Annotated in this window: 21 protein-coding genes, 5 tRNA genes and 2 pseudogenes; 6 read left to right on the top strand and 22 right to left on the bottom strand. The window is 50.5% G+C overall.

What is annotated here, in order from left to right; genetic code table 11:
- The 5 genes from IUJ45_RS02235 to dnaB all read right to left on the bottom strand — a co-directional run bounded on the left by IUJ45_RS02235 (window position 1) and on the right by dnaB (window position 4,563).
- Window positions 1-600, bottom strand: coding sequence for a pilus assembly PilX family protein (locus IUJ45_RS02235; protein WP_002242528.1), 600 nt, complete (start codon window positions 598-600; stop codon window positions 1-3).
- Window positions 579-1,553 carry a PilW family protein gene (locus IUJ45_RS02240; RefSeq protein WP_082308618.1) on the bottom strand — a complete coding sequence of 325 codons (975 nt, stop codon included), beginning with the start codon at window positions 1,551-1,553 and terminating at the stop codon, window positions 579-581. Before IUJ45_RS02240 ends, IUJ45_RS02235 begins: the two co-directional genes overlap by 22 nt.
- Window positions 1,550-2,158, bottom strand: coding sequence for a type IV pilus modification protein PilV (gene pilV, locus IUJ45_RS02245; protein WP_002242521.1), 609 nt, complete (start codon window positions 2,156-2,158; stop codon window positions 1,550-1,552). The genes IUJ45_RS02240 and pilV overlap by 4 nt, the downstream gene beginning before the upstream one ends.
- 31 nt (window positions 2,159-2,189) lie before the next feature.
- Window positions 2,190-2,855: a GspH/FimT family pseudopilin gene (locus IUJ45_RS02250; protein ID WP_002242526.1), complete on the bottom strand. Its 666-nt coding sequence runs from the start codon at window positions 2,853-2,855 to the stop codon at window positions 2,190-2,192.
- A gap of 301 nt (window positions 2,856-3,156) precedes the next feature.
- Complete coding sequence (dnaB, locus tag IUJ45_RS02255) at window positions 3,157-4,563, bottom strand: replicative DNA helicase (protein ID WP_002219448.1); 1,407 nt, start codon at window positions 4,561-4,563, stop codon at window positions 3,157-3,159.
- Between the two features lie 162 nt (window positions 4,564-4,725).
- On the opposite strand from dnaB, the gene IUJ45_RS02260 reads away from it, so the two are divergent.
- The gene (locus tag IUJ45_RS02260; RefSeq protein ID WP_002220670.1) at window positions 4,726-5,313 is read left to right on the top strand and encodes a superoxide dismutase; all 588 of its coding nucleotides are present in this window, start codon (window positions 4,726-4,728) and stop codon (window positions 5,311-5,313) included.
- A gap of 1,298 nt (window positions 5,314-6,611) precedes the next feature.
- Here IUJ45_RS02260 and IUJ45_RS02265 read toward each other — a convergent pair.
- The 3 genes and pseudogenes from IUJ45_RS02265 to IUJ45_RS11135 form a co-directional block, all read right to left on the bottom strand.
- Entirely contained in the window at window positions 6,612-7,121 is a 510-nt protein-coding gene (locus tag IUJ45_RS02265; RefSeq protein WP_002213852.1) for an isoprenylcysteine carboxyl methyltransferase family protein, read from the bottom strand.
- 332 nt (window positions 7,122-7,453) lie between these two features.
- Window positions 7,454-7,786 (bottom strand): hypothetical protein, encoded by a 333-nt coding sequence (locus tag IUJ45_RS02270; RefSeq protein WP_002213854.1) that lies wholly within the window; start codon window positions 7,784-7,786, stop codon window positions 7,454-7,456.
- Window positions 7,787-7,830: 44 nt separating this feature from the next.
- A pseudogene (locus tag IUJ45_RS11135) lies at window positions 7,831-7,938 on the bottom strand (IS5/IS1182 family transposase); the annotation flags it as partial.
- 138 nt (window positions 7,939-8,076) lie between these two features.
- On the opposite strand from IUJ45_RS11135, the gene cysT reads away from it, so the two are divergent.
- The 3 genes from cysT to IUJ45_RS02290 all read left to right on the top strand — a co-directional run bounded on the left by cysT (window position 8,077) and on the right by IUJ45_RS02290 (window position 11,221).
- Window positions 8,077-8,913, top strand: a complete 837-nt coding sequence (gene cysT, locus IUJ45_RS02280) for a sulfate ABC transporter permease subunit CysT (protein WP_002246115.1) — start codon at window positions 8,077-8,079, stop codon at window positions 8,911-8,913.
- Between the two features lie 377 nt (window positions 8,914-9,290).
- The gene (cysW, locus tag IUJ45_RS02285; RefSeq protein WP_002220668.1) at window positions 9,291-10,151 is read left to right on the top strand and encodes a sulfate ABC transporter permease subunit CysW; all 861 of its coding nucleotides are present in this window, start codon (window positions 9,291-9,293) and stop codon (window positions 10,149-10,151) included.
- The gene (locus IUJ45_RS02290) at window positions 10,148-11,221 is read left to right on the top strand and encodes a sulfate/molybdate ABC transporter ATP-binding protein (RefSeq protein ID WP_002240448.1); all 1,074 of its coding nucleotides are present in this window, start codon (window positions 10,148-10,150) and stop codon (window positions 11,219-11,221) included. Before cysW ends, IUJ45_RS02290 begins: the two co-directional genes overlap by 4 nt.
- Before the next feature lie 56 nt (window positions 11,222-11,277).
- Here the strand turns inward: IUJ45_RS02290 and ilvA are convergent, their stop codons facing one another.
- Complete coding sequence (gene ilvA, locus IUJ45_RS02295) at window positions 11,278-12,804, bottom strand: threonine ammonia-lyase, biosynthetic (protein ID WP_002219454.1); 1,527 nt, start codon at window positions 12,802-12,804, stop codon at window positions 11,278-11,280.
- A 147-nt stretch (window positions 12,805-12,951) separates the two neighbouring features.
- On the opposite strand from ilvA, the pseudogene IUJ45_RS02300 reads away from it, so the two are divergent.
- Window positions 12,952-14,120, top strand: a pseudogene (locus IUJ45_RS02300) (D-alanyl-D-alanine carboxypeptidase family protein).
- Window positions 14,121-14,244: 124 nt separating this feature from the next.
- Here IUJ45_RS02300 and IUJ45_RS02305 read toward each other — a convergent pair.
- The 13 genes from IUJ45_RS02305 to IUJ45_RS02365 all read right to left on the bottom strand — a co-directional run bounded on the left by IUJ45_RS02305 (window position 14,245) and on the right by IUJ45_RS02365 (window position 21,945).
- Window positions 14,245-14,817 carry a 50S ribosomal protein L25/general stress protein Ctc gene (locus IUJ45_RS02305; protein ID WP_002241400.1) on the bottom strand — a complete coding sequence of 191 codons (573 nt, stop codon included), beginning with the start codon at window positions 14,815-14,817 and terminating at the stop codon, window positions 14,245-14,247.
- Window positions 14,818-14,883: 66 nt separating this feature from the next.
- Window positions 14,884-15,867, bottom strand: a complete 984-nt coding sequence (locus IUJ45_RS02310; protein WP_002213870.1) for a ribose-phosphate pyrophosphokinase — start codon at window positions 15,865-15,867, stop codon at window positions 14,884-14,886.
- A gap of 166 nt (window positions 15,868-16,033) precedes the next feature.
- Window positions 16,034-16,109: transfer RNA gene (locus IUJ45_RS02315), tRNA-Gln, on the bottom strand.
- Between the two features lie 8 nt (window positions 16,110-16,117).
- Window positions 16,118-16,193, bottom strand: a tRNA-Gln gene (locus IUJ45_RS02320).
- Between the two features lie 12 nt (window positions 16,194-16,205).
- Window positions 16,206-16,281: transfer RNA gene (locus tag IUJ45_RS02325), tRNA-Gln, on the bottom strand.
- Window positions 16,282-16,288: 7 nt separating this feature from the next.
- Window positions 16,289-17,134 (bottom strand): 4-(cytidine 5'-diphospho)-2-C-methyl-D-erythritol kinase, encoded by an 846-nt coding sequence (gene ispE / locus IUJ45_RS02330; protein ID WP_002246113.1) that lies wholly within the window; start codon window positions 17,132-17,134, stop codon window positions 16,289-16,291.
- Between the two features lie 9 nt (window positions 17,135-17,143).
- Window positions 17,144-17,725: an outer membrane lipoprotein LolB gene (locus IUJ45_RS02335; RefSeq protein WP_002246112.1), complete on the bottom strand. Its 582-nt coding sequence runs from the start codon at window positions 17,723-17,725 to the stop codon at window positions 17,144-17,146.
- Between the two features lie 139 nt (window positions 17,726-17,864).
- The gene (locus IUJ45_RS02340) at window positions 17,865-19,703 is read right to left on the bottom strand and encodes a tetratricopeptide repeat protein (RefSeq protein ID WP_002236878.1); all 1,839 of its coding nucleotides are present in this window, start codon (window positions 19,701-19,703) and stop codon (window positions 17,865-17,867) included.
- 164 nt (window positions 19,704-19,867) lie between these two features.
- Window positions 19,868-20,704: a pantoate--beta-alanine ligase gene (gene panC, locus IUJ45_RS02345; RefSeq protein WP_002249316.1), complete on the bottom strand. Its 837-nt coding sequence runs from the start codon at window positions 20,702-20,704 to the stop codon at window positions 19,868-19,870.
- Window positions 20,661-20,810: a hypothetical protein gene (locus IUJ45_RS02350; protein ID WP_009345228.1), complete on the bottom strand. Its 150-nt coding sequence runs from the start codon at window positions 20,808-20,810 to the stop codon at window positions 20,661-20,663. The genes panC and IUJ45_RS02350 overlap by 44 nt, the downstream gene beginning before the upstream one ends.
- 16 nt (window positions 20,811-20,826) lie before the next feature.
- Window positions 20,827-21,618, bottom strand: coding sequence for a 3-methyl-2-oxobutanoate hydroxymethyltransferase (gene panB / locus IUJ45_RS02355; RefSeq protein WP_002230417.1), 792 nt, complete (start codon window positions 21,616-21,618; stop codon window positions 20,827-20,829).
- Window positions 21,619-21,759: 141 nt separating this feature from the next.
- Window positions 21,760-21,835: transfer RNA gene (locus IUJ45_RS02360), tRNA-Thr, on the bottom strand.
- A gap of 34 nt (window positions 21,836-21,869) precedes the next feature.
- A tRNA-Thr gene (locus IUJ45_RS02365) sits at window positions 21,870-21,945 on the bottom strand.
- A 165-nt stretch (window positions 21,946-22,110) separates the two neighbouring features.
- Here IUJ45_RS02365 and IUJ45_RS02370 point away from each other — a divergent pair.
- Window positions 22,111-22,902 carry a polyamine aminopropyltransferase gene (locus IUJ45_RS02370; protein WP_082308619.1) on the top strand — a complete coding sequence of 264 codons (792 nt, stop codon included), beginning with the start codon at window positions 22,111-22,113 and terminating at the stop codon, window positions 22,900-22,902.
- Window positions 22,903-22,941: the final 39 nt, after the last annotated feature.

The raw sequence follows: 22,941 nt of genomic DNA on the forward strand, positions 1-22,941 counted from the left end.
TTACTCATCATTATTGCTTACATAAGATTGAAGGACGACCACGGTATTGGCATTCTTACCCCAAGCCTTGGCAGTAACCCGATAAACATTTTCTCCGTTCTTCACGCCCAAATATTCGATAATATAGCGCGGTGGTTTGCTGACACTTTGCGTGCCTTTCTTATATTCCATCCCTTTATTGTCAATGCACAGGTCGGTAGAATTTGCAGGGCAAGAACGCTTCACCGCCTCAACGGTGGGATTGCCTTGCACCACGATATTGTCAAAAGCCTCTTCATTACCATGATTTGTATTTGTCCGCACATTCACTGCGGTACACAGACCTTTTTCACAGTTTTCGCTAAATGTAACCTTACTGTCCGTATCATATTCCAAATCCAAAACCTGAAATTCGCCTTCCCGCAAAGCCGCCTCGGCCAAAGACAAAGCCAATTTCCTGTCTGATTCGTTGGCACTGATCCGCTGCTCGGTATTGTAAGACTGCGCGGCAGTTACAACCAAAAAAGCCACGACGATCATTACCATCAGCACGATAAACAGTGCGAACCCCCTCTGTCCGTCAGAAGTCGGGATTCCCGTCAAAGTGTTCTGTTTGCGCATACATTTCCCCCCCGTATTGTCGCATTGATACGGTAAGCATAAATACTATTGTCTGAAGAAGCGGCAATCTTGGCATCAAGGCCGCTATCCAATAAAACCTCCACCCCGGCAGGCGTAACAGCATTTTTGGATTTGTCGAATTCATTCGTATATTTGAATTGCTCCTCTTTGCCGGCATCTTCATCTTCAGGACAACCGGAAACATAAATATACCGCACATTCATACGTTTAACCTTTTTCACGAGCAACTGAGGATTACCCCACTTGCCCTTATCATCCAATTGGAAGCGGAACAAACCTTCCTCATCGGCAATCCTGCCGACCGCATAGGCATTGACCACATGCCTTTGACGGGTGATATTTCCATTTTGTTTATCATCATTAGTAATCTGTAATGCACTCTTTGCTTCTTGCAAGGTAGATATTTTCTTACCCGGTTTTGCTATTTTGGAACAGCTGCTGACTACAACAGTCTCAGCACTCGCATCAAGATCATCGATACCGTATTGGAAAACCAATGCGTTAAGGCGCTGGGTAAAACCCGAATATTTAATATCTGCGGATTCAGTAACGGGAATCAGTTGTTCCATGTCGCTCCTTTTTAAGGAAAAAAGGGGATTTTCTTGTTTGACACCGGGTTTTGCAGAGGCAGGTTGAGTTTGATTACTTGAATCAACAATATCGTCTTTAGTATGCTCGGACATATTGAAACAACCGAAGCTCCCCGCCATTCTTGCATCGCGGACAATCAATGTTGCCGCATTCCGCAAATCCTGTTGCTCGGCAAGACGCTCGTTTGCCGCATCATTTAATTTCCGGGATGTGAAGTAACTCGATCCGACCGCTATCAGGACAATCATACTGAGCAGGCCCGCAACCAAAAATTCAATAATGGTAAAACCTTTCATACCATCATAACTGCCTTTTGGTACGTTTAGCATTTTACGTCTCATTCCCGACCTCCGACCCTTGCCTGATAGGTATATACGATATTGTCGCCGTTCGTCTCAAGATTCGTACGGGTGATATCCGAATCCCCTGCCGAATCATTTACCCACAATACTTTAATTAAAGTATCTCCGTTTTCCTTATTATCGCAATTTGGAGAAAAAGTACCGCCGGACAATGTCGGCGCTTTACCCGACGAATCCTTGCAGACAGCGTAATGAATAGCTACCGCATCCGGCAAGGCATTTTTCAATTCATAACCGAACCTGTCCAACTGGGCCTTTGCCAAATCCTTCTTGCTTTTCAAATTATCAAGCTTGAAATCGCCGTCAGAGGAAGTGGGGGTGTACGACCCAGTGTAAAGATTATAGTTTTTCTTGTTGCTGTCCGAATCAATGGTCGGATTCATCAACATTCCTTCCATCAGGTTTTGCGTGATTTGGCTGACGATGGTTTGCGTCTCCGCCTCCCTGACGGAAGCGACTGTCCGCAACTGTACGGACAATAGTGCCAAAATACCGATGGTCAGAACGAGCATAGCAACCAAGACTTCTATCAGCGCCATACCGGACTGGGGATTTTTCAGGCGCAAGCAATCATTATTCTTCATTTTTTATTTCCCAAACCGACTAAAACAATCATTAATGTCGGCATACGGCGCGCGTATCGTTTTTAGGACAAACTTCAACCCTGCCGCTGCTGTTAATCAAAACCACCGCCGAACGGAATTTCTTTTCATCGGCAGAAACCGCCTTCGCATCTGTCAACACGATTTGGATATAACCGTCAGAATAAACAAATTTGGAATTATTCTTGAGATTCTGATCGGACGAATAGCCGAATGTCCCGTTTTGATTGAATGTCCAAACTACACGGTCGGTGGCCGGCTGAGTCTGACCAAAAGCGATATGGTTGAAGGCATAATTAATCCGCTTATTATTGATATCATCATTCAATACCACACTGCGGAGAAGAACATCCGTCACATCGCCGTCATATATCTTATTGCCGTTTTTGTCGCCGAAAGCCAACATCCCCTGTTCCTTCTTACTGAAGTCGCATTTATTGTTGGGCGCACCGCCTTTTTTAACTTGAACAGGACAGATATAGACAGGAAGATTGAGCCGGACGGCTTCGCCCCTGGAGAAACGCAAAAGGTTGGCAATCCGCTCCGCATGACTGGCAATGCGGCGGGATGCAATCCATTGGCTCATATTGGGGAGGGCTATCATCGCCATAATGGCTGCAATGACCATCACGATGAGCAGCTCTGTTAGCGTGAAACCTTGTTGTTTTCGTGTACACATAGGACGTTAACTGGTAATGTATCGTGGATTAAATTCAAACCAGTACGGCGTTGCCTCGCCTTAGCTCAAAGAGAACGATTCTCTAAGGTGCTCAAGCACCAAGTGAATCGGTTCCGTACTATTTGTACTGTCTGCGGCTTCGTTGCCTTGTCCTGATTTTTGTTAATCCACTATATTTTCAATTATATGCGGGCTGAATGCAAAAATGCCTCAAGACCGCGTTTTATTTTTTAGGGCAATCTCTCAGCATGATTTTAAACGATTTTGCCTGATTTCGCCTAATAAATTTTTATACAGCCATTTAATCCTCTATCTTTGCCTCCTCGGGAATATAGGCAGCATTGTCGAATTTGGTGAATTGTCCCGTCCATGTGAGGAAGATTTTACCGACGGGACCGTTGCGGTGTTTGCCGATGATACATTCGGCAAGGCCTTTCATGGGTGAGTCCTGGTTGTAGTATTCGTCGCGGTACATGAACATAATCAGGTCGGCATCTTGCTCGATAGCACCGGATTCGCGGAGGTCGGACATCATCGGGCGTTTGTCGGTACGCGATTCGACGGTACGGCTCAATTGCGACAGGGCGATGATGGGGACTTGCAATTCTTTCGCCAACGCTTTGAGCGAACGTGAAATTTCGCCCAGCTCTGAAGCTCGGTTGTCGGAACGGCCGGATCCCGCCATCAGTTGCAGGTAGTCGATGACGATTAATCCAAGCTTATTGTTAAATTGACGGGCGAGACGACGGGCGCGGGCGCGCAGTTCGAGCGCAGTCAAACCCGGGGTCTCGTCGATGTACACGGGCGCGTCGGAGAGTTTGACGACTGCTTCGTTCAGACGACCCCAGTGTTCGTCTTCGAGCCTGCCGGTTTTCAGGACGCTTTGATCCAAGCGTCCGACCGAGCCGAGCATACGCATGACCAGTTGCGCACCGCCCATCTCCATTGAGAAGACGGCAACCGGCAGCTTGCCTTCTACGGCAACGTGTTCGGCGATATTGATAGAAAAGGCGGTCTTACCCATAGACGGACGACCGGCAACGATAATCAGGTCGCCGGGTTGCAGACCCGAGGTTTTTTTGTCGAGGTCGATGAACCCTGTCGGCACGCCGGTAACTTCATCGGGATTGTCGCGCGAGTAGAGCATATCGATGCGCTGTACGACTTCTTTCAGCAAATCGGGCATCTCCAAAAAGCCCTGCTTGGATTTGGCGGTGCTTTCGGCGATTTGGAATACTTTGTTTTCCGCCTCGTCCAAAAGCTGACCCGCGTCCCTGCCTTGCGGATTGTATGCGCTGCGGGCGATTTCCGTCCCCACTTCGGCGAGTTGGCGCATAATGGAACGCTCGCGCACGATTTCGGCGTAGCGGCGGATGTTGGCGGCAGACGGGGTGTTTTGCGCCAGCGTAATCAGATATTCAAATCCGCCTGCCGCTTCCAATTCTTCGTTCCGCTGCAAATCTTCCTGAACCGTAATCACATCGGCGGGACGGCTCTCATTGATTAATTTGGCAATGGATCGGAAAATCAGGCGGTGTTCGTGGCGGTAGAAATCCTCTCCCGAAACCACATCGGCAATCCTGTCCCAAGCCGGATTTTCCAGCATCAAACCGCCCAAAACGGATTGTTCCGCCTCCATCGAATGTGGAGGCAGCGACAATGCGCCGACCTCACGGTCTTCAGACGGCATAGCTGTGTAATCGTTCATGGTACATCCTATCTGTCGTGCCGAAATTGCAATCTTCTATTATAGCGTAAAGCAGGTTTAATTGGTTTCCATCCCTCAAAACAGGTAAAATATGTGCGCTGCCGAGCTATTTGCAGCAACACTGCCAAAATACAACATTTAAAACAATATTAGGAGCACAAAATGGAACATAAGCTGCCGCAACTGCCTTATGAACTGGACGCATTGTCCCCGCATCTGAGCAAAGAGACTTTGGAATTCCACTACGGCAAACACCATCAAACCTACATCACCAACCTGAACAATCAAATCAAAGGCACCGAATTTGAAAACCTGCCTTTGGAAGAGATTGTGAAAAAATCTTCGGGCGGCGTGTTCAACAACGCGGCGCAAACTTGGAACCACACCTTCTACTGGCTGGGTTTCACGTCCAAAGGTCAAGGCAAACCTGCCGGCGAACTGGCCGCCGCCATCGACGCGAAATGGGGCAGCTTCGAGAAATTCCAAGAAGCGTTCAATGCCTGCGCGGCCGGTACTTTCGGCTCCGGTTGGGCGTGGCTGGTAAAAACCCCTGCCGGCGGATTGGATTTGGTTTCTACTTCCAACGCCGCTACGCCGCTGACCACTGAAAACACGCCGCTGCTGACCTGCGACGTGTGGGAACACGCCTATTACATCGACTACCGCAACAGCCGTCCCAACTACCTGAAAGGTTTTTGGGAAATCGTCAACTGGGACGAAGTCGCCAAACGCTTCGCCGCCTTGTCCTGATTTTTGTTAATCCGCTATAAAGACCGTCGGGCATCTGCAGCCGTCATTCCCGCGCAGGCGGGAATCTAGGTCTGTTCGGTTTCAGTTATTTCCGATAAATGCCTGTTGCTTTTCATTTCTAGATTCCCACTTTCGTGGGAATGACGGTTCAGTTGCTACGGTTACTGTCAGGTTTCGGTTATGTTGGAATTTCGGGAAACTTATGAATCGTCATTCCCGCGCAGGCGGGAATCTAGACCTTAGAACAACAGCAATATTCAAAGATTATCTGAAAGTCCGAGATTCTAGATTCCCGCTTTCGCGGGAATGACGGAAAGTGGCGGGAATGACGGGATGTAGGTTTTCTTAACCCTGCGTCCTAGATTCCCGCTTTCGCGGGAATGACGGAAAGTGGCGGGAATGACGGTTCGGGCATTCCTTAAATCACCCGAGACCTTTGCAATAACATAGGTTACTAAAATTTTATGCTCAATCTCATTTTCAAAATGCAAAACTTTTCTGATTTTTCCTACTTTTTGCTCAATATTAGGAAGGTTTTAGGCAATTGAAAATTTTTTGGCGCATTTTTATGCGTCAAATTTCGTTAACAGACTATTTTTGCAAAGGTCTCCACCCGTGTATTGCTGTAAATCTTAGAGATGGCGGAATATAGCGGATTAACAAAAACCAGTACGGCGTTGTCTCGCCTTAGCTCAAAGAGAACGATTCTCTAAGGTGCTGAAGCACCAGTGAATCGGTTTCGTACTATCTGTGCTGTCTGCGGCTTCGTCGCCTTGTCCTGATTTTTGTTAATCCACTATATCATTTCGGGTAGATTTTTGCGGTATTGAATTTCAGTTATTTCCGATAAATGCCTGTTGCTTTTTATTTCTAGATTCCCACTTTCGTGGGAATGACGGTTCAGTTGCTACGGTTACTGTCAGGTTTCGGTTATGTTGGAATTTCGGGAAACTTATGATTCGTCATTCCCGCACAGGCGGGAATCTAGACCTTAGAACAACAGCAATATTCAAAGATTATCTGAAAGTCCGAGATTCTAGATTCCCGCTTTCGCGGGAATGACGGAAAGTGGCGGGAATGACGGGATGTAGGTTTTCTTAACCCTGCGTCCTAGATTCCCGCTTTCGCGGGAATGACGAAAAGTGGCGGGAATGACGGTTCGGGCATTCCTTAAATCACCCGTGTATCGCTGTAAATCTTAGAGATGGCGGAATATAGCGGATTAACAAAAACCAGTACGGCAAGGCGAGGCAACGCCGTACTGGTTTTTGTTAATCCGCTATAATTGATGAAACGGGTTAAAAAAGTGTTGCCATCGCCTGTTCTTCTTGTCGGATACGCTTAAATAAGACCAGCAAATAAATCGGCAGACCAATCAATAAAACATACCACGCTTGACATAATAAGGCGATGCCAATCAGTTCGGGTATGATGTTTAAAAAATAATTGGGGTGGCGGAATGTTTTAAACAACCACGAACGATTAATTTGATGATTTGGTAAAATATAGATTTTAACCGTCCAAATCTCCCCCAACTGCTTAATAATCAATGACAATATCACAAACGAAGCCATCACCGTCAGCGTACCAATCAAGGATATGCCATTAAAAGCAGTGTCAGAAAGCCATACCCAAACAAAACACGCCAAATAATAAAGCGTATGAACTGCCGCAAGCAGCGTGGAATTGGTTTTTCCGTATTGTTTCGCCCCTTTGGCAATCAAGGCTTTTTCATGTTTAATAGAGACGGCTAAAAATAACAGTCTGATGATAAAAAACAGGCTTAAAATGCTTAAAATCATTGTCATTGATGTTTTTCCATTGAAATTGAAATAAATATAAATCGGATTAATGGTATTTTTAATTAATGATGTTTCAGACCATCATGCTCTATAAACAATTCCCATTAAGTCCGCGCCGCAACCTGCTATAATAAGTCTGCAATCGGCGCAAATCAATGCTTTGCGTTTATTGTCATCCCAAAATAATTGATGCTGCCTTAATTATAATACCAAGATAAGTTTTTTTATTCAATAAAATACAAAGGGAAGCGTTCAGCCCATTGCAAACAGATGCAATCCACCGATTATTTAAAAAACGGCAAAGCCTTGCCCCCCCTTGCGGCAAGCCTGCAATGCCTTTAATGTCCGCAGGCGCAAGCGTCGCCGTGGTGCCCGCAACCCTGTGCCGTTTCGAGCCATTCGTCGTCATCGCCGTCAAACTCTTCCACTTCGTCAAACTCGCCGCGTTCCACCATGACGCACAACTCTTCAAGGCTTTCCGCGCCTTCCACCCAAAAACAGGGAATGCCCGGCGGCGTATCGGGCGCAAGCAGTGCCGCTACGCCTTCATGCCACGCAATCCAATAGCCGTTGTCCGTACGGACGAATTGTGCGTTTTCGTTGACCGACTCGCCTTCCGTACCTTCCAGCATACGTTCCGCAATGTCCGGCTGAAAAGATAAAATCTGCATAAGTGTTCCTTTATATGATGGTTTTCCGTCAAAACAAGGCGTTATAGTGGATTAAATTTAAACCAGTACGGCGTTGCCTCGCCTTGCCGTACTATTTGTACTGTCTGCGGCTTCGTCGCCTTATCCTGATTTAAATTTAATCCACTATATTTTAAAACATCGCGCCCGCTTGAGAAACTGCCAACCGCTTTATAACAAATTCGTCTTTGCACCAAACTTTCCATTCTTTCCGTTTTTCGGACGGCATCGTTAAAGTAGTCCTTCCTTTTCCTTATTTTCAGCATTGTTTTATGTTAGCGCTCAAAACGCCCGGCGTACTGCCCGGCTTCAAACTCAGCCTTGGTCTGACCGTATTGTGCCTGTCGCTGCTTGTGGTCTTGCCGTTTGCGATGATGGCGGCGAAGGCGGCGGAAATCGGCTGGAGCGGATTTTGGAACACGATTACCGAACCCAATGTCTTGGCGGCCGTCTGGCTGAGTTTGCGGATGTCGTTTTATGCGATGCTGACCAATGTCGTGTTCGGCACGCTGGTGGCGTGGGTATTGGTGCGTTATGAATTCCCGGGCAAGGGTCTGGCGAACGCGCTGGTCGATTTGCCGTTTGCGCTGCCGACGGCGGTTACGGGTATCGCGTTGGCGACCCTGTATGCGCCCAACGGTTGGATAGGCCGTTTTTTCGAGCCTTTGGGCATCAAAATCGCGTTTACACCCGTCGGCATTTGGATTGCGCTGGTCGTCGTCAGCCTGCCCTTTATCGTCCGCGCCGTGCAGCCGGTATTGGAAGAATTGTCGGGCGAATATGAGGAAGCGGCGGCAACTTTGGGCGCAAGCCGTTGGACTACGTTTCGCCGTGTCCTCTTGCCTGAAATCACACCGGCACTCTTGACCGGCGCGGGAATGATGTTTGCGCGGGCAACGGGGGAATACGGCTCGGTGATTTTTATCGCGGGCAATATTCCGATGGTTTCTGAAATCCTGCCGCTGATTATTACGGGCAAGCTGGAACAGTTCGACGTACAGGGCGCGTCGGCGGTGGCGTTGTTTATGCTGCTGGTTTCGTTTGTGATTCTGTTTGCGCTGAACGTGATGCAGTGGGCGTTGGGCAGGCGTTCGGGCGCGAAGGGTTGAGGCGGCGTCTGAAATACCTGTTACCGTCATTCCCACGCAGGCGGGAATCCATTGGTGAATTTCAGCTGCCTTATTTATTTTCTGTTTTCCTGTTGCCCTGTGGTGGATTCCCGCCTGCGCGGGAATGACGGCAGCTAGACTTTTTTATTTCTCTTTTAGCATAAAAGATAAAAGGTCGTCTGAAAACGAATCCGCTCCCCAAAACACAGAATTCGTAGGTCGGATACTTGTATCCGACAAACATTTGCGATTCAGCAACCTTGTCGGATACAAGTATCCGACCTACTACTTAATGAACAAAAAGGTCGTCTGAAACCCCTCAATCCCTTTTCAGACGACCTCCAAACATTTTAAACCAACCAGAGAACACCACCGCCATGAAACCCTATTCCGCCAATCCCAACCTGACCGAACCGCGCCGGCTGCGCGTGTTGCTGATTGCCGCCGCGCTGGGCTTTCTGCTGCTGATGCTGGTCGTGCCGCTCGTCGCCGTGTTTTACGAAGCCTTAAAAGGCGGTTGGGATTTGTACCTAAAATCCTTAAACGATCCCGAAGCGTGGTCTGCCATCAAATTGACGCTGATTACCGCGCTGATTGTCGTTCCCGTCAATGCTGTATTGGGTGTGGCGATGGCGTGGCTGCTGACCCGTTTTGACTTCCGAGGCAAGCAGTTGCTGACTACCCTGCTCGATTTGCCGTTTTCCGTATCGCCCGTGGTGGCCGGTTTAATGTTCGTCTTATTGTTCGGCGCGCACACGGCATTGGGTGGCTGGCTCGAAGCGCAAGGCATACAGATTATCTTCGCCATCCCCGGCATTATTCTGGCGACGCTGTTCGTTACCTTCCCCTTTGTCGCGCGCGAAATCATCCCGCTGATGCAGGCTCAGGGCGACAGCGAAGAACAGGCGGCATTGATACTCGGCGCAAGCGGCTGGCAGATGTTTTGGCGCGTTACCCTGCCCAACATCAAATGGGCGTTACTCTACGGCATCATCCTCACCAACGCCCGCGCGATGGGCGAGTTCGGCGCGGTCAGCGTGGTATCGGGACACATACGCGGCGAAACCAACACCGTCCCGCTTTTGGTCGAAATCTTCTACAACGAATACAACTTCACCGGCGCATTCGCCCTCTCCGGCGTATTGGCACTTTTGGCACTGGCGACGCTGGCGGTGCAGAACATCATCACCAAATTACAAGACAAAAAACTCGCCGCCGCCGAAAGGAACGCAGTATGAGTATCACCATCCAAAACTTAAACAAACACTTCGGCAATTTTCACGCGCTGAAAAACATCAACCTCAACGTCCCCACCGGCAAACTCGTTTCCCTGCTCGGCCCGTCCGGCTGCGGCAAAACCACGCTTTTACGCATTATCGCCGGACTGGAAAACGCCGACGGCGGCAAGATTCTGTTTGATGGGCAAGACGTAACCGCCAAGCACGTGCGCGAGCGCAAAGTCGGCTTCGTGTTCCAACACTACGCCCTTTTCCGCCATATGAACGTGTTTGACAACGTTGCCTTCGGTTTGACCGTATTGCCCAAGTCCGAACGCCCGTCCAAAGGACAAATCCGCGCCAAAGTCGAAGAATTGCTCAAGCTCGTGCAGCTCTCGCATTTGGCAAAATCCTATCCGCACCAACTCTCCGGCGGGCAACGCCAGCGCATCGCCCTCGCCCGTGCGCTTGCGGTCGAACCGAAACTCCTGCTTTTGGACGAACCCTTCGGCGCGTTGGATGCCAAAGTACGCAAAGAATTACGCACCTGGCTGCGCGACATCCATCACAACCTGGGTGTAACCAGCATTCTGGTTACGCACGACCAAGAAGAAGCCCTCGAAGTTTCCGACGAAATCGTCGTGATGAACCACGGCAAAATCGAACAAACCGGCAGTGCCGAAGCCATTTACCGCAAACCCGAAAACGCCTTCGTTACCGAGTTCCTCGGCGAAACCGACGCTTTTGAAGGACGCATCGAAAAAGGCTTCTGGCATTATAACGGCTTCGCGTGGAAATTGGACGCACAATACAAATGGCAGGAACAAACCGCCACCGGCTATATCCGCCCGCACGAATGGCAGATCGCCGCCGAACACGAAACACCGATGATTTGTGCCGAAATCGAAAAAGTCCACGCCGTCGGCGCATTGACGCATATTTTGGTGAAACACGGCAAACAAGACGTGCATATCACGCTGGCTGGCAGCGATGCCGCGCGTTACCCAATCGCCGAAGGCAAAGAATTAAACTTAATTCCAAAACAGGTTTATGTCTTTTCTCAAAACGAGCTGATTGAATATTCGATTTAACCATGAAAGCGCAATGCCGTCTGAAAGGCTTTCAGACGGCATTGTGCTTTCAAGCGTCAGGCAAGAAACAGCTTGTACGCGGCATTTTGCGTTTCCTCGTGATAGCTGTATCCCAGACTTTCCAAGAAACCGTCAAATGCGGCGGCATCGTGAGGCGGCACATCGATACCGACCAAAATCCGCCCGTAATCCGCACCGTGGTTGCGGTAATGGAAGAGCGTAATGTTCCAACCGCCCTGCATATGGTTCAAAAAACGCGCCAACGCCCCCGGACGCTCCGGAAACTCAAAACTGACCAGACGCTCGTTTTCTACTTTGTCCGTCCGCCCTCCGACCATATAGCGGATATGGATTTTGGCAATCTCATCATCGGTCAGGTCGACATTGGGCAATCCCGCCTCATCCAACCGGCTGCCGATAACCGCCAAATCCTGCGGGCCTGCCGCTTGAAGTCCGACAAAGATATGCGCTTTTTCATCGTCCCCGTAGCGGTAGTTGAACTCGGTAATATTCCTATTTCCCAATATATTGACAAACTTAAGGAAGCTGCCGCGTTCTTCAGGGATGGTAACGGCAAAAATACCTTCGTTGCCCTCGCCCAATTCGCTCCGTTCCGAAACGTGGCGCAAACGGTGAAAATTCATATTCGCACCGCTGGTAACGGCAATCAGGGTTTGGTTTTCCGCGCCTTCTCGGGCGATATAGGCTTTCAGACCCGCCAACGCCAACGCGCCCGCCGGCTCGGTAATGCTGCGCGTGTCATCGAAAATATCCTTGACCGCGCCGCAAACCGCATCGGTATCGACTGTAATGATTTCATCCAAAAGTTCTTTGCAGAGACGGAAGGTTTCGTTTCCGACGACTTTGACCGCCGTGCCGTCTGAAAACAGCCCGACATCTTTCAAATGGACGATTTCACCCGCTTCGACCGACTGCTTCATACAGCAGGAATCGTTGGTCTGAACGCCGATAACTTTGATTTCGGGACGGACCTGCTTGATAAATGCCGCCACGCCCGCCGCCAAACCGCCACCGCCTATCGGTACGAATACGGCGCGGATTGGATCGGGATGCTGGCTGACAATTTCCATCCCTACCGTCCCTTGTCCTGCAATCACATCAGGATCGTCAAACGGTGCGATATAGGTCAGCCCTTCCTGTTCCGCCAGCTCCATCGCATAATCGTAAGCATCGTTGTATGAAACACCGCGCAAAACCACCTCGCCGCCACGGCTTTTGACCGCATCCACTTTGATTTTCGGCGTAGTCTCCGGCATGACGATAACGGCACGGCAACCCAAACGCTGTGCGGACAATGCCACGCCTTGTGCGTGATTGCCCGCGCTTGCCGCAATCACGCCGCAAGCGAGCGCATCTTTCGGCAACTTGGACATTTTGTTGTACGCGCCGCGTATTTTGAACGAAAAAACCGGCTGCAAATCTTCGCGTTTCAAAAGGATGTTGTTTTTCAAACGTACAGAAAGGCTGCGTGCCGGTTCCAAAGGCGTTTCGACCGCCACATCATAGACAGATGCCGTCAGGATGCGGATGAGGTAATTGGAATAAGGAAGGGGCGTGTTCATAATTCAATATGGGATAATCGGTTTATTAAAATCGCAAAACCCAAAACCATACGCCCAAGACGGCGCGAAAGCAAGAAAAATCCGCCCGATCAGACACCCTAAGCGTATAATCGGCAGACTGAAACACGCACACAATTAGAATATTTCATGACAGCACATAAAATCCTGCCCGTCCTGCTTTCCATCATCTTAGGCGTTTCTCACGCAACGGCTGCATCGCCCGCGCCCAACAGACCGACGGCACACGCCGCCCCCACGTTCCAAACACCCGAAACCCTCACAGCGGCACACATCGTTATCGACCTTCAAAGCAAACAGATTTTATCCGCCAAAAACATCAATACCCCTGTCGAACCGGCGGCACTAACCCAACTGATGACCGCATATCTGGTTTTCAAAAACATGAAATCGGGAAATATCCGATCTGAAGAAAACTTAAAAATACCCGAATCCGCATGGGCTTCAGAAGGAAGCAGAATGTTTGTACGTCCCGGCGATACGGTCAGCACCGACAAACTCTTAAAAGGCATGATTGCACTATCCGCAAACGATGCCGCCCTAACCCTTGCCGGCCGGCTGGGCAACGGCTCGATTGAAAATTTTGTGCAACAAATGAACAAAGAAGCCCGACGCTTGGGCATGAAGAACACTGTATTCAAAAATCCGACAGGCTTGAGTAGAGAAGGACAGGTTTCCACCGCCAAAGACCTCGCCCAGCTGTCTGAAGCATTGATGCGCGACTTTCCGGAATATTACCCGCTGTTTTCCATCAAATCTTTCAAATTCAAAAATATAGAGCAAAACAACCGCAATATCCTTTTATATAGGGACAACAATGTAAACGGTCTGAAAGCCGGACACACAGAAAGCGGCGGCTACAACCTTGCCGTGTCATACTCCGGCAACGGCAGGCACATCCTTGTCATCACATTGGGTTCGGAATCGGCGGAAACACGCGCATCAGACAACAGCAAGCTGCTGAACTGGGCATTGCAAGCCTTCGATACGCCCAAAATATATCCGAAAGGCAAAACCGTTGCCCAAATCCAAATTTCCGGAGGCAGCAAAAAAACCGTCCGCGCAGGCTTCCTCAAAGAAGCCTACATCACTCTGCCACATAAGGAAGCGAAAATGGCAGAACAAATTCTAGAAACCATACAGCCGATTCCCGCCCCAGTAAAAAAAGGGCAAATTTTAGGAAAAATCAAAATCAGACAAAACGGATACACCATTGCCGAAAAAGAAATCGTCGCACTGGAAAATGTAAAAAAAGAAGCCGGTGGCAAAGGCTTTGGGCGTGTCTGACAGGGCAGTAATCTGCCGTTTCAAATATCCCGTTTTTCCAACAAATAAAGAAATGCCGTCTGAAACACGGTTCAGACGGCATAAAACAACAGGGCGGTACGTATTGCATACGCACCGCCCTGCTGCTGAAATCAATTAGCGTTTCTTACCGGTAACGGTAGCAACAGCCAGATTTTCGTTACGTTTCAGGGAAACGCTTTCTACACCTTCAGGCAGTTTGATGTCTGACAAGTGCAGAATGTCGCCGGCAACCACTTCGGCACAATCCAAATCCAAGAAAGCAGGGATGTTGGCAGGCAAAGCAACTACTTCAACAGTCGTGTTCAACAGAGATACGCGGCCGCCTTGCAGTTTGACCGCTTGGGAATTTTCAGCGTTAACGATGTGCAGGGGAACGCGGATGCGTACGGGTTGGTCTGCTTTCACAGCTTGGAAGTCGATGTGTTGAACTTCGCGGCGGAACGGGTGCATTTGGAAATCGCGGACGATAACGTCTTTGGTTTCACCGTTCAGAGACAACTTAATCAACGCAGTATGGAAAGATTCTTTTTCCAATGCGTAGAATACGGTTTTGTGATCCACAGCGATTGCAACAGGCTCTTGACCTTCACCGTACAGAATGCCGGGGATTTGGCCTTCGCGACGCAGGCGGCGGCTCGCACCAGTGCCTTGTGCTTCACGAACAGAAGCTTGAATTTCATAAGTCATGTTAAATACTCCAAGTTAGGTAAAATCGCCGTCATCGGCCGCGACCAGCTTAAGACGGCTTCGGGCTTATGGCAGCAACATGCTGCCTGTCATCACTTCTTCATTGAAAAGATATGAGACGGATTCTTCATTGCTAATGCGGCGGACGGTTTCGGCCAACAGACCGGCAATCGTTACCTGACGGATACGGTCGCAGTTTTTAGCCGCTTCAGACAAAGGAATGGTATCGGTTACGACCACCTGGTCGATTTCGGATGAGGCGATACGGCTGACCGCCTCTCCGGAGAATACAGCGTGGCTGGCATAGGCTAGAACACGTTCCGCCCCCCGCTCTTTCAGGGCGACGGCGGCTTTGCACAGCGTATTTGCAGTGTCAATCATATCGTCCACAATCAGACAGGTTCTGCCTTGAATATCGCCGATGATGTTCATGACTTCTGCCACATTGGCTTTCGGGCGGCGTTTATCGATGATTGCCAAGTCGGCATTCAAGGATTTTGCCACGGCGCGGGCGCGGACGACACCGCCGATGTCCGGGCTGACGACGGTCAGATTTTCAATCCGCTGTTGTTTGATGTCGTTCAACAGAATCGGGGTGGCATAAATATTGTCCACCGGAATATCGAAGAAACCTTGAATCTGGTCGGCATGCAAATCGACAGTCAAAACACGGTCGATCCCTGCCGAATACAGCATATTTGCCACCAGTTTGGCAGAAATCGGAACGCGGACGGAACGCGGACGGCGGTCTTGGCGCGCATAGCCGAAATACGGAATGGCTGTGGTAATACGACCTGCCGAAGCACGCTTCAGTGCATCCGCCATCGTCAGGATTTCCATCAGGTTGTCATTGGTCGGCGCACAGGTCGGCTGAAGGATGAAAACATCGCGCCCGCGTACGTTTTCCAACAGTTCGACGGCAACTTCGCCGTCTGAAAACTTGGATACGGAAGCATTGCCCAAAGAAATGTCCAAATGCCTGACAACACGTTGTGCCAATTCGGGATTGGCATTGCCTGTAAATACCATCAAACTGTCGTACGCAGCCATATTCTCACCTGATTTTATGTTTAACTTCCGCTCAGAAAACACAATGCTTCCCTCTGCTTGTACCAAGCCCGACATTATACCTGCAACATCCGACACAAACAAAGGCATTTCAATATTTTTATTTCTATGAAATAAAAGCGTGTAAGCAGGCTTACACGCTTTTATTTGGCTGGGGAGGAAGGATTCGAACCTTCGCATGCTGGAATCAAAATCCAGTGTCTTAACCGCTTGACGACTCCCCAAAAAGGGCTGGCTGGGGAGGAAGGATTCGAACCTTCGCATGCTGGAATCAAAATCCAGTGTCTTAACCGCTTGACGACTCCCCAACTCGTTTGGCTTGGCTGGGGAGGAAGGATTCGAACCTTCGCATGCTGGAATCAAAATCCAGTGTCTTAACCGCTTGACGACTCCCCAACAATGTTTATACGGACAACAAAGGATGTTTTGAAAGACCCTCTGCCAAATATGCCTCGTACAAATCTGAAACTTGTCGGTATATATTGTATGCGCTATTCCTATCTTGACACGCCGTGAATACACACGCACCAGAACCTGTCATTAAGGCAAATCCATATCGGGACAACTCGGAATAGGCTTTCCAAACTTCAGGGTATTCTTTAAATACAACTGCCTGCATATCATTTCTAAACGGTTGCAGGTTTTGGAAAGTCGGCATTATGCTTGAGGCGGAATTTCGTGTCAAGCCTTCGTGTGTGAAAATTTTTGCGGTGGAAACGTGGACGGGCGGTTTGACGATGACATACCACTGTTTCGGAATATCCATTTCGTCCAGCCTGTCGCCTATACCCCGCGCAAACGCATTTTTGCCGAAAATAAAAAACGGTACGTCCGCCCCCAGAGCCGCGCCCGAATCAATGAGCTGCCGCTGCGTCAGACCGCACTGCCACCAACGGTTCAACACCAGCAAAACGGTTGCCGCATCCGAGCTTCCTCCGCCCAAACCGGCCCCGGTCGGAATTTTTTTGTCCAGCCATATCTCCACGCCGGTAGGGGTGCGTGCATATTTTTGCAGCAACGATGCGGCACGGTAGCTTAAATCCGCCTCCTGCGGCATTCCATCAACCGGATTGTGCAGGATGATTTTGCCGTCGTCCCTTGGTTTCAAATATACGGTATCCTGCAAATCTATCAGGCAGAATATGCTTTCGATATTGTGATAACCGTCTTCCCGCCTGCCGGTAATCCTCAAATCGAGATTCAGTTTTGCAGGTGCGGGAAACGCCTGCCGTCCGTCCGTAACACTCATATATCTACCTTACTGTATGCGTGCCGCGCATTGTTCTTGGGTTTCGGTTTCAGACGGCATACCAATCTCGGTGAAAACCAGCCTGATGTTCAAATTTCCGTTATTCAGTTGCAACGTTCGGACTTGCCCCCCACTGTCGGCGGTTCTGCCGACAGTCCAACCGTATTGTTCCAATATGCCGTCCGGCAGGATGCGGTAAGGCGCGCCCGCCACAGGCCTGCCATCTGCCCAGATATGCAGATATTGGATTGGCAGTTTGAAACCGACCAGCTGCCTGCTCAATTCTTCCGCACTTTCCGCCTGATAGACATTTCCTTTGCCGTCCACTGCCAATGCGCCGTCCCTGTCTTGACACAACTGCCCGAGCGTACTGCCCAAAGGGGTGTTGATATTGATGGTTTCCACGGGCGGTTGGTATGTCCAATCGAAATTTGCATACGAACCTTTCCCTTCCGCTTTCACTGCCAACCGCCCTTCCGCCGTGAAACTGCGGGTGTGTTCGGACGGCTGCCACAGGTTTTCGTTATTTTGAGGTAATTGCGCGCAAGCGGTCAAAAGCAGGATGACCGATGCGGATACAGTGTGTTTCATCAGAATTTCCTTAACGGATGCCATCCTGCCGGCCGATGGGTTCGGTGTGCCGTGCAAAACGCGTGCGAACTGCGTGCCGTTTGCCCGAATGCCCCGGCTTCCCGGCAAACCTTATGCCGTCTGAAAGGATGGACCTGCATTATTTCCGAGGTTTTCGGGAAGGTTGGGGCAATGCGATGCCGTGACGTTTGAGCGTTTCCCGCCATATTTTCTTGTCTCCCGTAAGGTGTGCCGCCTGCGTCCATACGTCAACCGCCTGATCGCGTTCGCCCAATGCCCACAACACTTCGCCCAAATGGGCGGCAACTTCGGGCTCGGGGTCGTTTTCAAACGAATACCGCAGATACGGCAGCGCGCTTTCCGCGTCGCCTTTCAGGTAATACGCCCAGCCTATGCTGTCGTTGACAGCGGTATCGTCCGGGTTGATTTGGTATGCCGTCTGAAGCAGGGCGAAGCCTTCGTCCAAACGTTTGGAATCGGAAAGCAGGCTGTAGCCCAGATTATTCATAATCTGAGCGTTATCGGGTGCAAGCCTGAACGCCCTTTCAAGATCTGAAATCATTTTTTTCCGCTTGCCAAGCCGATCGTAAACAACTGACCGCTGTACCAATGCCTCTGCCTGTAACTCTGTATTACTGCCGGCAGGCGGTTTTTCGATAATCTTGTCCAACCCCCTCAAAGCCTCCCGTTTATCGGGCAGCTTCGACAGGGCGAACATCTGTATTTTGGACAAATTGTCTGCCGTAAAATACCGCCCCTGCTGTTCGGGAAGTTTCCGCACCCTGCCGATCTGCCGCAAAGCCGCCCTGCCGCCGTCCAACTCGACAGCCGCCGCAGCCGCCAGCACACCTTTGTCGAACAGGTATTCCGGCGCGGACACTTTTTTCAGCCACTGCCTGACTTTGGTGTAATCCCTTCTGTCGGCATATATCATCGCCGCCGTCATTGCCGCCCTGCCCCGCTGTTCCCCCGTCCCCCTGCCGTATGCCTTTTCGGCGTAGCCGTCGATAACGGAAGCACCTTCTTTTCGGTTTGCCGCCAATATCGCTGCCTGAATATACAGGTCTGCATTCGGATTGCGTTCCAACAGCACGTTCAAACGCGCATAGGCATCATCCAACCTGTGCAGGGAAACCAGATTCATAATTTCCATTTCCTGCCAGACGGCCGAAAGGTTTTGGGTGTCTGTCTGCTCGAAAAAGCCGTCGAGTATTTCGGGATATTTGCGTGCAGTCAGACGCAACGTCATTAAAGTGGGGGGCAATATTTCCGTATCGAGCTTCGCCAAACGCTGCAAAGCTCCGATTGCCTTTTCCTTTTCGCGTCCCTGTACGCTGAACACCACATCGGCAACCGCCGCTTCGGGCAGATGTTCATATTTCAACGCCGCGCGGCGAACCGCTTTCGATGCTTTTTGCGCCAACCCGTCCTGTTGCACGGCGGCTTGTGCCAACAATAAAAACACCCTGCGGTTCTGTCCTTCGTCCGCCTGAGCCAGCACTTCTTCCAGTCCGTCCAGATGCTGATTTCCTCTTTCCCTCAGCACGTTCCGCAGCCACCCCGCCCGTTTTTGCGCCTCACCCGGTATAGGCTCAATCTGCCGCCATTTCTGATAAATCATTTCCGCCTGTTCAAACGCGTTCAGCGACACGGCCATTTCCAAGGCGCGTTCGGCGACTTCGGGGGATTTTGTGCGTTCCAACATCAGCATATAGGTTGCCAGAGCCGTTCCCGCCTGCCCCTTTTGCAAGGCGGTTTCCCCTCCCAGCAACGTAAATATCTGATTAACCCGCTCGCCCACTGCCGCAAGCCGTGCGCGTTCGTTTTTGATTTCTTCCTCGCTGTAACGCTGCTGCTTTCTGAAAACCTTTCCGACTTCCTTCGGCGGCTTCGCATCCGCCGCGCCGGCGGCATACGCCTGCCCGGCAAGCAGGGCTGCCGCGAGCACAGATAAAATGGTGAAACGGGCGGGTAACATAATCTTCCTTTATCCGACAGCCGTCCGAACTTTCAGACGGCATATAATCAGGCGTAACTTTATCACAAGCAGAATCGTTTGTAGATTTGCGAAACCCCGTTCAAAAAAATAAATGCCGTCTGAAACGCAAATCCGCTTCAGACGGCATTCCCGACGCTTGCGGTTTAAGGGAGTTTTATTTCCAAATTGTCAATCAGGCGCGTCGTCCCCAGACGGGCGGCGGCCAAGACCACCAGTTTCTTATCTCCCGCCCGCGCCACTTCGAGCGTATCGACGCGGCGGATTTCGACATAATCGACCACCCAGCCGTATTCTGTCAGGGATTGGACGGCACGTTTTTCCAAACCTGCATAATCCAAACTGCCCTGCGCCAAGGATTCGGCAACAGCCTTTAATTCGCGGTACAGGCGCGGTGCTTCGTCGCGTTCCGCCGCACTCAAATACTGGTTGCGGCTGGAGAGTGCCAAACCGTCTTCCGCGCGCCCCGTATCGACAGGCACTATTTCAACATCAAAATTCAAATCCTCGGTCAAACCTTTAATCACGGCAAGCTGCTGATAGTCTTTTTTGCCGAAACAGGCAACATCCGGCGCGACAATATTGAACAGCTTGGACACCACCGTCGCCACCCCGAGGAAATGTCCCGGACGAAACTTGCCGCACAACTCATTTTGCAGATTGGGCGGTTCGACGTTGTAACGCTGTTCCACGTTCGGATAGAGTTCTTTCTCATCGGGCGCGAAAACAACGGCAACACCCTCGGCTTCCAGCTTGTCCGCATCCTGTTGCAAAGTACGCGGATATTTGTCGAAATCCTCGCCCTGACCGAATTGCAGGCGGTTGACGAATATGCTGACAACAACGTTGTCGGCGCGTTTTTTGGCTTCGCGAACGAGGGCAAGATGCCCTTCATGCAGATTGCCCATGGTCGGCACAAATGCCACCTTTCCCGCATTTTTACGCCACGCGCGCAGTTCTCGAATGGTATGTATGATTTGCATAACGGTAATCCTTATCCTTCGGGCTTCCTGCCCGACAAAACGCGCCGATTATACGCGCCGCGCACGGCAAAACAAAATGCCGTCTGAAACGGCTTTCAGACGGCATTGGCAGCAAACCTTGTTCAGTCTGCAAAAATATGTTCCGCAGCAGGGAAGGTTTTGGCTTTGACTTCGGCAACATACGCCCGAACCGCCGCCTGAATGCTGCTTTGCCCGTGCATAAAGTTTTTGACGAATTTCGCCGTCTTGCCCGGAAAAATACCGAGCATATCGTGCATCACCAAAACCTGCCCGTCGCAATCGACCCCCGCGCCGATGCCGATGGTCGGACAGGCAACAGTTTCAGTTACCTTTTTTGCCAGTTCCGCAGGAACACACTCCATCAATACAACCGCCGCCCCCGCATCATCGTGCGCCTTGGCATCGTTAAGCAAAGCCTGCGCCTTGCCGCCGCGCCCCTGAACCTTATATCCGCCAAAGGCAAACACGGATTGCGGCGTCAGACCGATGTGCGCGCAAACCGGAATACCGCGCATTTGCAGAAATTCAGTCGTTTCCGCCATCCACACGCCGCCTTCGAGTTTGACCATATGCGCTCCTGCCGCCATCAGTTCGGCGGCGGCGGCAAACGCCTGCTCCTTACTCTGCTGATATGCACCAAACGGCAAATCGCTGACAATCATCGCATTTTTTGCACCGCGTGCTACACATTCGGTGTGATAGCACATATCGCGCAGGCTGACGGGCAGCGTCGATTTCCGCCCTTGAACCGCCATACCCAAAGAGTCGCCGACCAGCAGCATTTCCACGCCGGCATCGTCCATCAGTGCGGCAAAACTGGATTCGTAAGCGGTCAGCATAGCGATTTTTTCGCCCGCCGCCTTCATTTTTTGCAGTGTGTTCACAGTAATCATCAGATATTGTTACCCCGCCCTTTTCAGACGGCCTTTTCAGTTTGAAACGGGCTATTATAGTGAAATGCCCGCAGCCCTGCCACCGACCGTGCCGCAAATGCAAAACAGCCCGACTGTTTTACACAATCGGACTGTCAAATCTGGTGCCGGCACCAAGAGTCGAACTCGGGACCCCCTGATTACAAGTCAGGTGCTCTACCAACTGAGCTATACCGGCTTACTGAAATGTTTTGCAACACCATCAGCAGAAATGGTGCCGGCACCAAGAGTCGAACTCGGGACCCCCTGATTACAAGTCAGGTGCTCTACCAACTGAGCTATACCGGCAAAGAAAGCGAATTATGCAGGCAATGCCGCACCTTGGCAAGGAATTTATCCGAAAGCCCCGGCAAATCCGAATAAGTAATTTATTTGAAAAGAAATTAATTTGAAGCAGGACAACCATCGGCATTCTGATAAAATATCTGCCTTTCAAACCGACCGTTCACACCGATGGCAAGACATCCCTACCGCCGCCTGCGTCCTGCAAAATCCGGCTTTCCCGAAGTCGGCATTTCCGAAGAAGGCAATATCCGTTCGCTTCACTTGGGCAGCGACACCATCCAAAGCTCAATGAACCTCGACCACCCGTCCGAGCTGGTACTCTCTTACAGCCGTGCCATGATGGGCTGGCTGCTGTTTACCGACGCTCTTCCGCAGCATATCACCCAAATCGGCTTGGGCGGCGGTTCGTTTGCACGCTGGATAGATACCTACCTGCCCGATACACGTCAAACTGCTGTAGATATCAACCCGCAGGTTATCGCCATTGCCCGCAGCCTGTTCGAGTTGCCTTTCGAGGGCGAGAAATTTGAAATTATCGAAGCAGACGGTGCAGAATATATCAAAGTCTTCCGCCACAACACCGATGTGATTTTGGTGGACGGGTTCGACGGCGAACAAATCATCGATACGCTGGTTGAAGAACCGTTCTTCCGAGACTGCCGAAACGCACTCTCTTCAGACGGCATATTCGTTACCAACTGGTGGAGTGGCGACAAACGCTATCAACGCTTCATCGAACGGTTGTTGAGCGTTTTTGAAGGGCGCGTATTGGAACTTCCTGCCGAAAGCCACGGCAATGTCGCGGTAATGGCCTTCCAAAGCAGCCCCAAAGAGCAAAACATAGACAAACTCAAAAAACGTGCCGACAAACTGAGCAACGCATACGGATTGGACTTCCACCGTATGCTTGCCGGCCTGAAAGCGTCCAACCCCAACAACGGCAAGCATTTCCACCTTTAAGCAACTATCTTCACGGCTGCATTGGAACATGCGGAAAAT

The organism is Neisseria meningitidis (assembly GCF_022869645.1).
GTDB classification, from domain to species: Bacteria; Pseudomonadota; Gammaproteobacteria; order Burkholderiales; family Neisseriaceae; genus Neisseria; species Neisseria meningitidis.

Excerpts from the sequence above, each read along its gene's own strand:
- IUJ45_RS02235 (WP_002242528.1), bottom strand. The coding sequence starts at position 600 with ATGCGCAAACAGAACACTTTGACGGGAATCCCGACTTCTGACGGACAG.
- IUJ45_RS02240 (WP_082308618.1), bottom strand. The coding sequence starts at position 1,553 with ATGAGACGTAAAATGCTAAACGTACCAAAAGGCAGTTATGATGGTATG.
- pilV (WP_002242521.1), bottom strand. The coding sequence starts at position 2,158 with ATGAAGAATAATGATTGCTTGCGCCTGAAAAATCCCCAGTCCGGTATG.
- IUJ45_RS02250 (WP_002242526.1), bottom strand. The coding sequence starts at position 2,855 with ATGTGTACACGAAAACAACAAGGTTTCACGCTAACAGAGCTGCTCATC.
- dnaB (WP_002219448.1), bottom strand. The coding sequence starts at position 4,563 with ATGAACGATTACACAGCTATGCCGTCTGAAGACCGTGAGGTCGGCGCA.
- IUJ45_RS02260 (WP_002220670.1), top strand. The coding sequence starts at position 4,726 with ATGGAACATAAGCTGCCGCAACTGCCTTATGAACTGGACGCATTGTCC.
- IUJ45_RS02265 (WP_002213852.1), bottom strand. The coding sequence starts at position 7,121 with ATGACAATGATTTTAAGCATTTTAAGCCTGTTTTTTATCATCAGACTG.
- IUJ45_RS02270 (WP_002213854.1), bottom strand. The coding sequence starts at position 7,786 with ATGCAGATTTTATCTTTTCAGCCGGACATTGCGGAACGTATGCTGGAA.
- cysT (WP_002246115.1), top strand. The coding sequence starts at position 8,077 with ATGTTAGCGCTCAAAACGCCCGGCGTACTGCCCGGCTTCAAACTCAGC.
- cysW (WP_002220668.1), top strand. The coding sequence starts at position 9,291 with ATGAAACCCTATTCCGCCAATCCCAACCTGACCGAACCGCGCCGGCTG.
- IUJ45_RS02290 (WP_002240448.1), top strand. The coding sequence starts at position 10,148 with ATGAGTATCACCATCCAAAACTTAAACAAACACTTCGGCAATTTTCAC.
- ilvA (WP_002219454.1), bottom strand. The coding sequence starts at position 12,804 with ATGAACACGCCCCTTCCTTATTCCAATTACCTCATCCGCATCCTGACG.
- IUJ45_RS02305 (WP_002241400.1), bottom strand. The coding sequence starts at position 14,817 with ATGACTTATGAAATTCAAGCTTCTGTTCGTGAAGCACAAGGCACTGGT.
- IUJ45_RS02310 (WP_002213870.1), bottom strand. The coding sequence starts at position 15,867 with ATGGCTGCGTACGACAGTTTGATGGTATTTACAGGCAATGCCAATCCC.
- ispE (WP_002246113.1), bottom strand. The coding sequence starts at position 17,134 with ATGAGTGTTACGGACGGACGGCAGGCGTTTCCCGCACCTGCAAAACTG.
- IUJ45_RS02335 (WP_002246112.1), bottom strand. The coding sequence starts at position 17,725 with ATGAAACACACTGTATCCGCATCGGTCATCCTGCTTTTGACCGCTTGC.
- IUJ45_RS02340 (WP_002236878.1), bottom strand. The coding sequence starts at position 19,703 with ATGTTACCCGCCCGTTTCACCATTTTATCTGTGCTCGCGGCAGCCCTG.
- panC (WP_002249316.1), bottom strand. The coding sequence starts at position 20,704 with ATGCAAATCATACATACCATTCGAGAACTGCGCGCGTGGCGTAAAAAT.
- IUJ45_RS02350 (WP_009345228.1), bottom strand. The coding sequence starts at position 20,810 with ATGCCGTCTGAAAGCCGTTTCAGACGGCATTTTGTTTTGCCGTGCGCG.
- panB (WP_002230417.1), bottom strand. The coding sequence starts at position 21,618 with ATGATTACTGTGAACACACTGCAAAAAATGAAGGCGGCGGGCGAAAAA.
- IUJ45_RS02370 (WP_082308619.1), top strand. The coding sequence starts at position 22,111 with ATGGCAAGACATCCCTACCGCCGCCTGCGTCCTGCAAAATCCGGCTTT.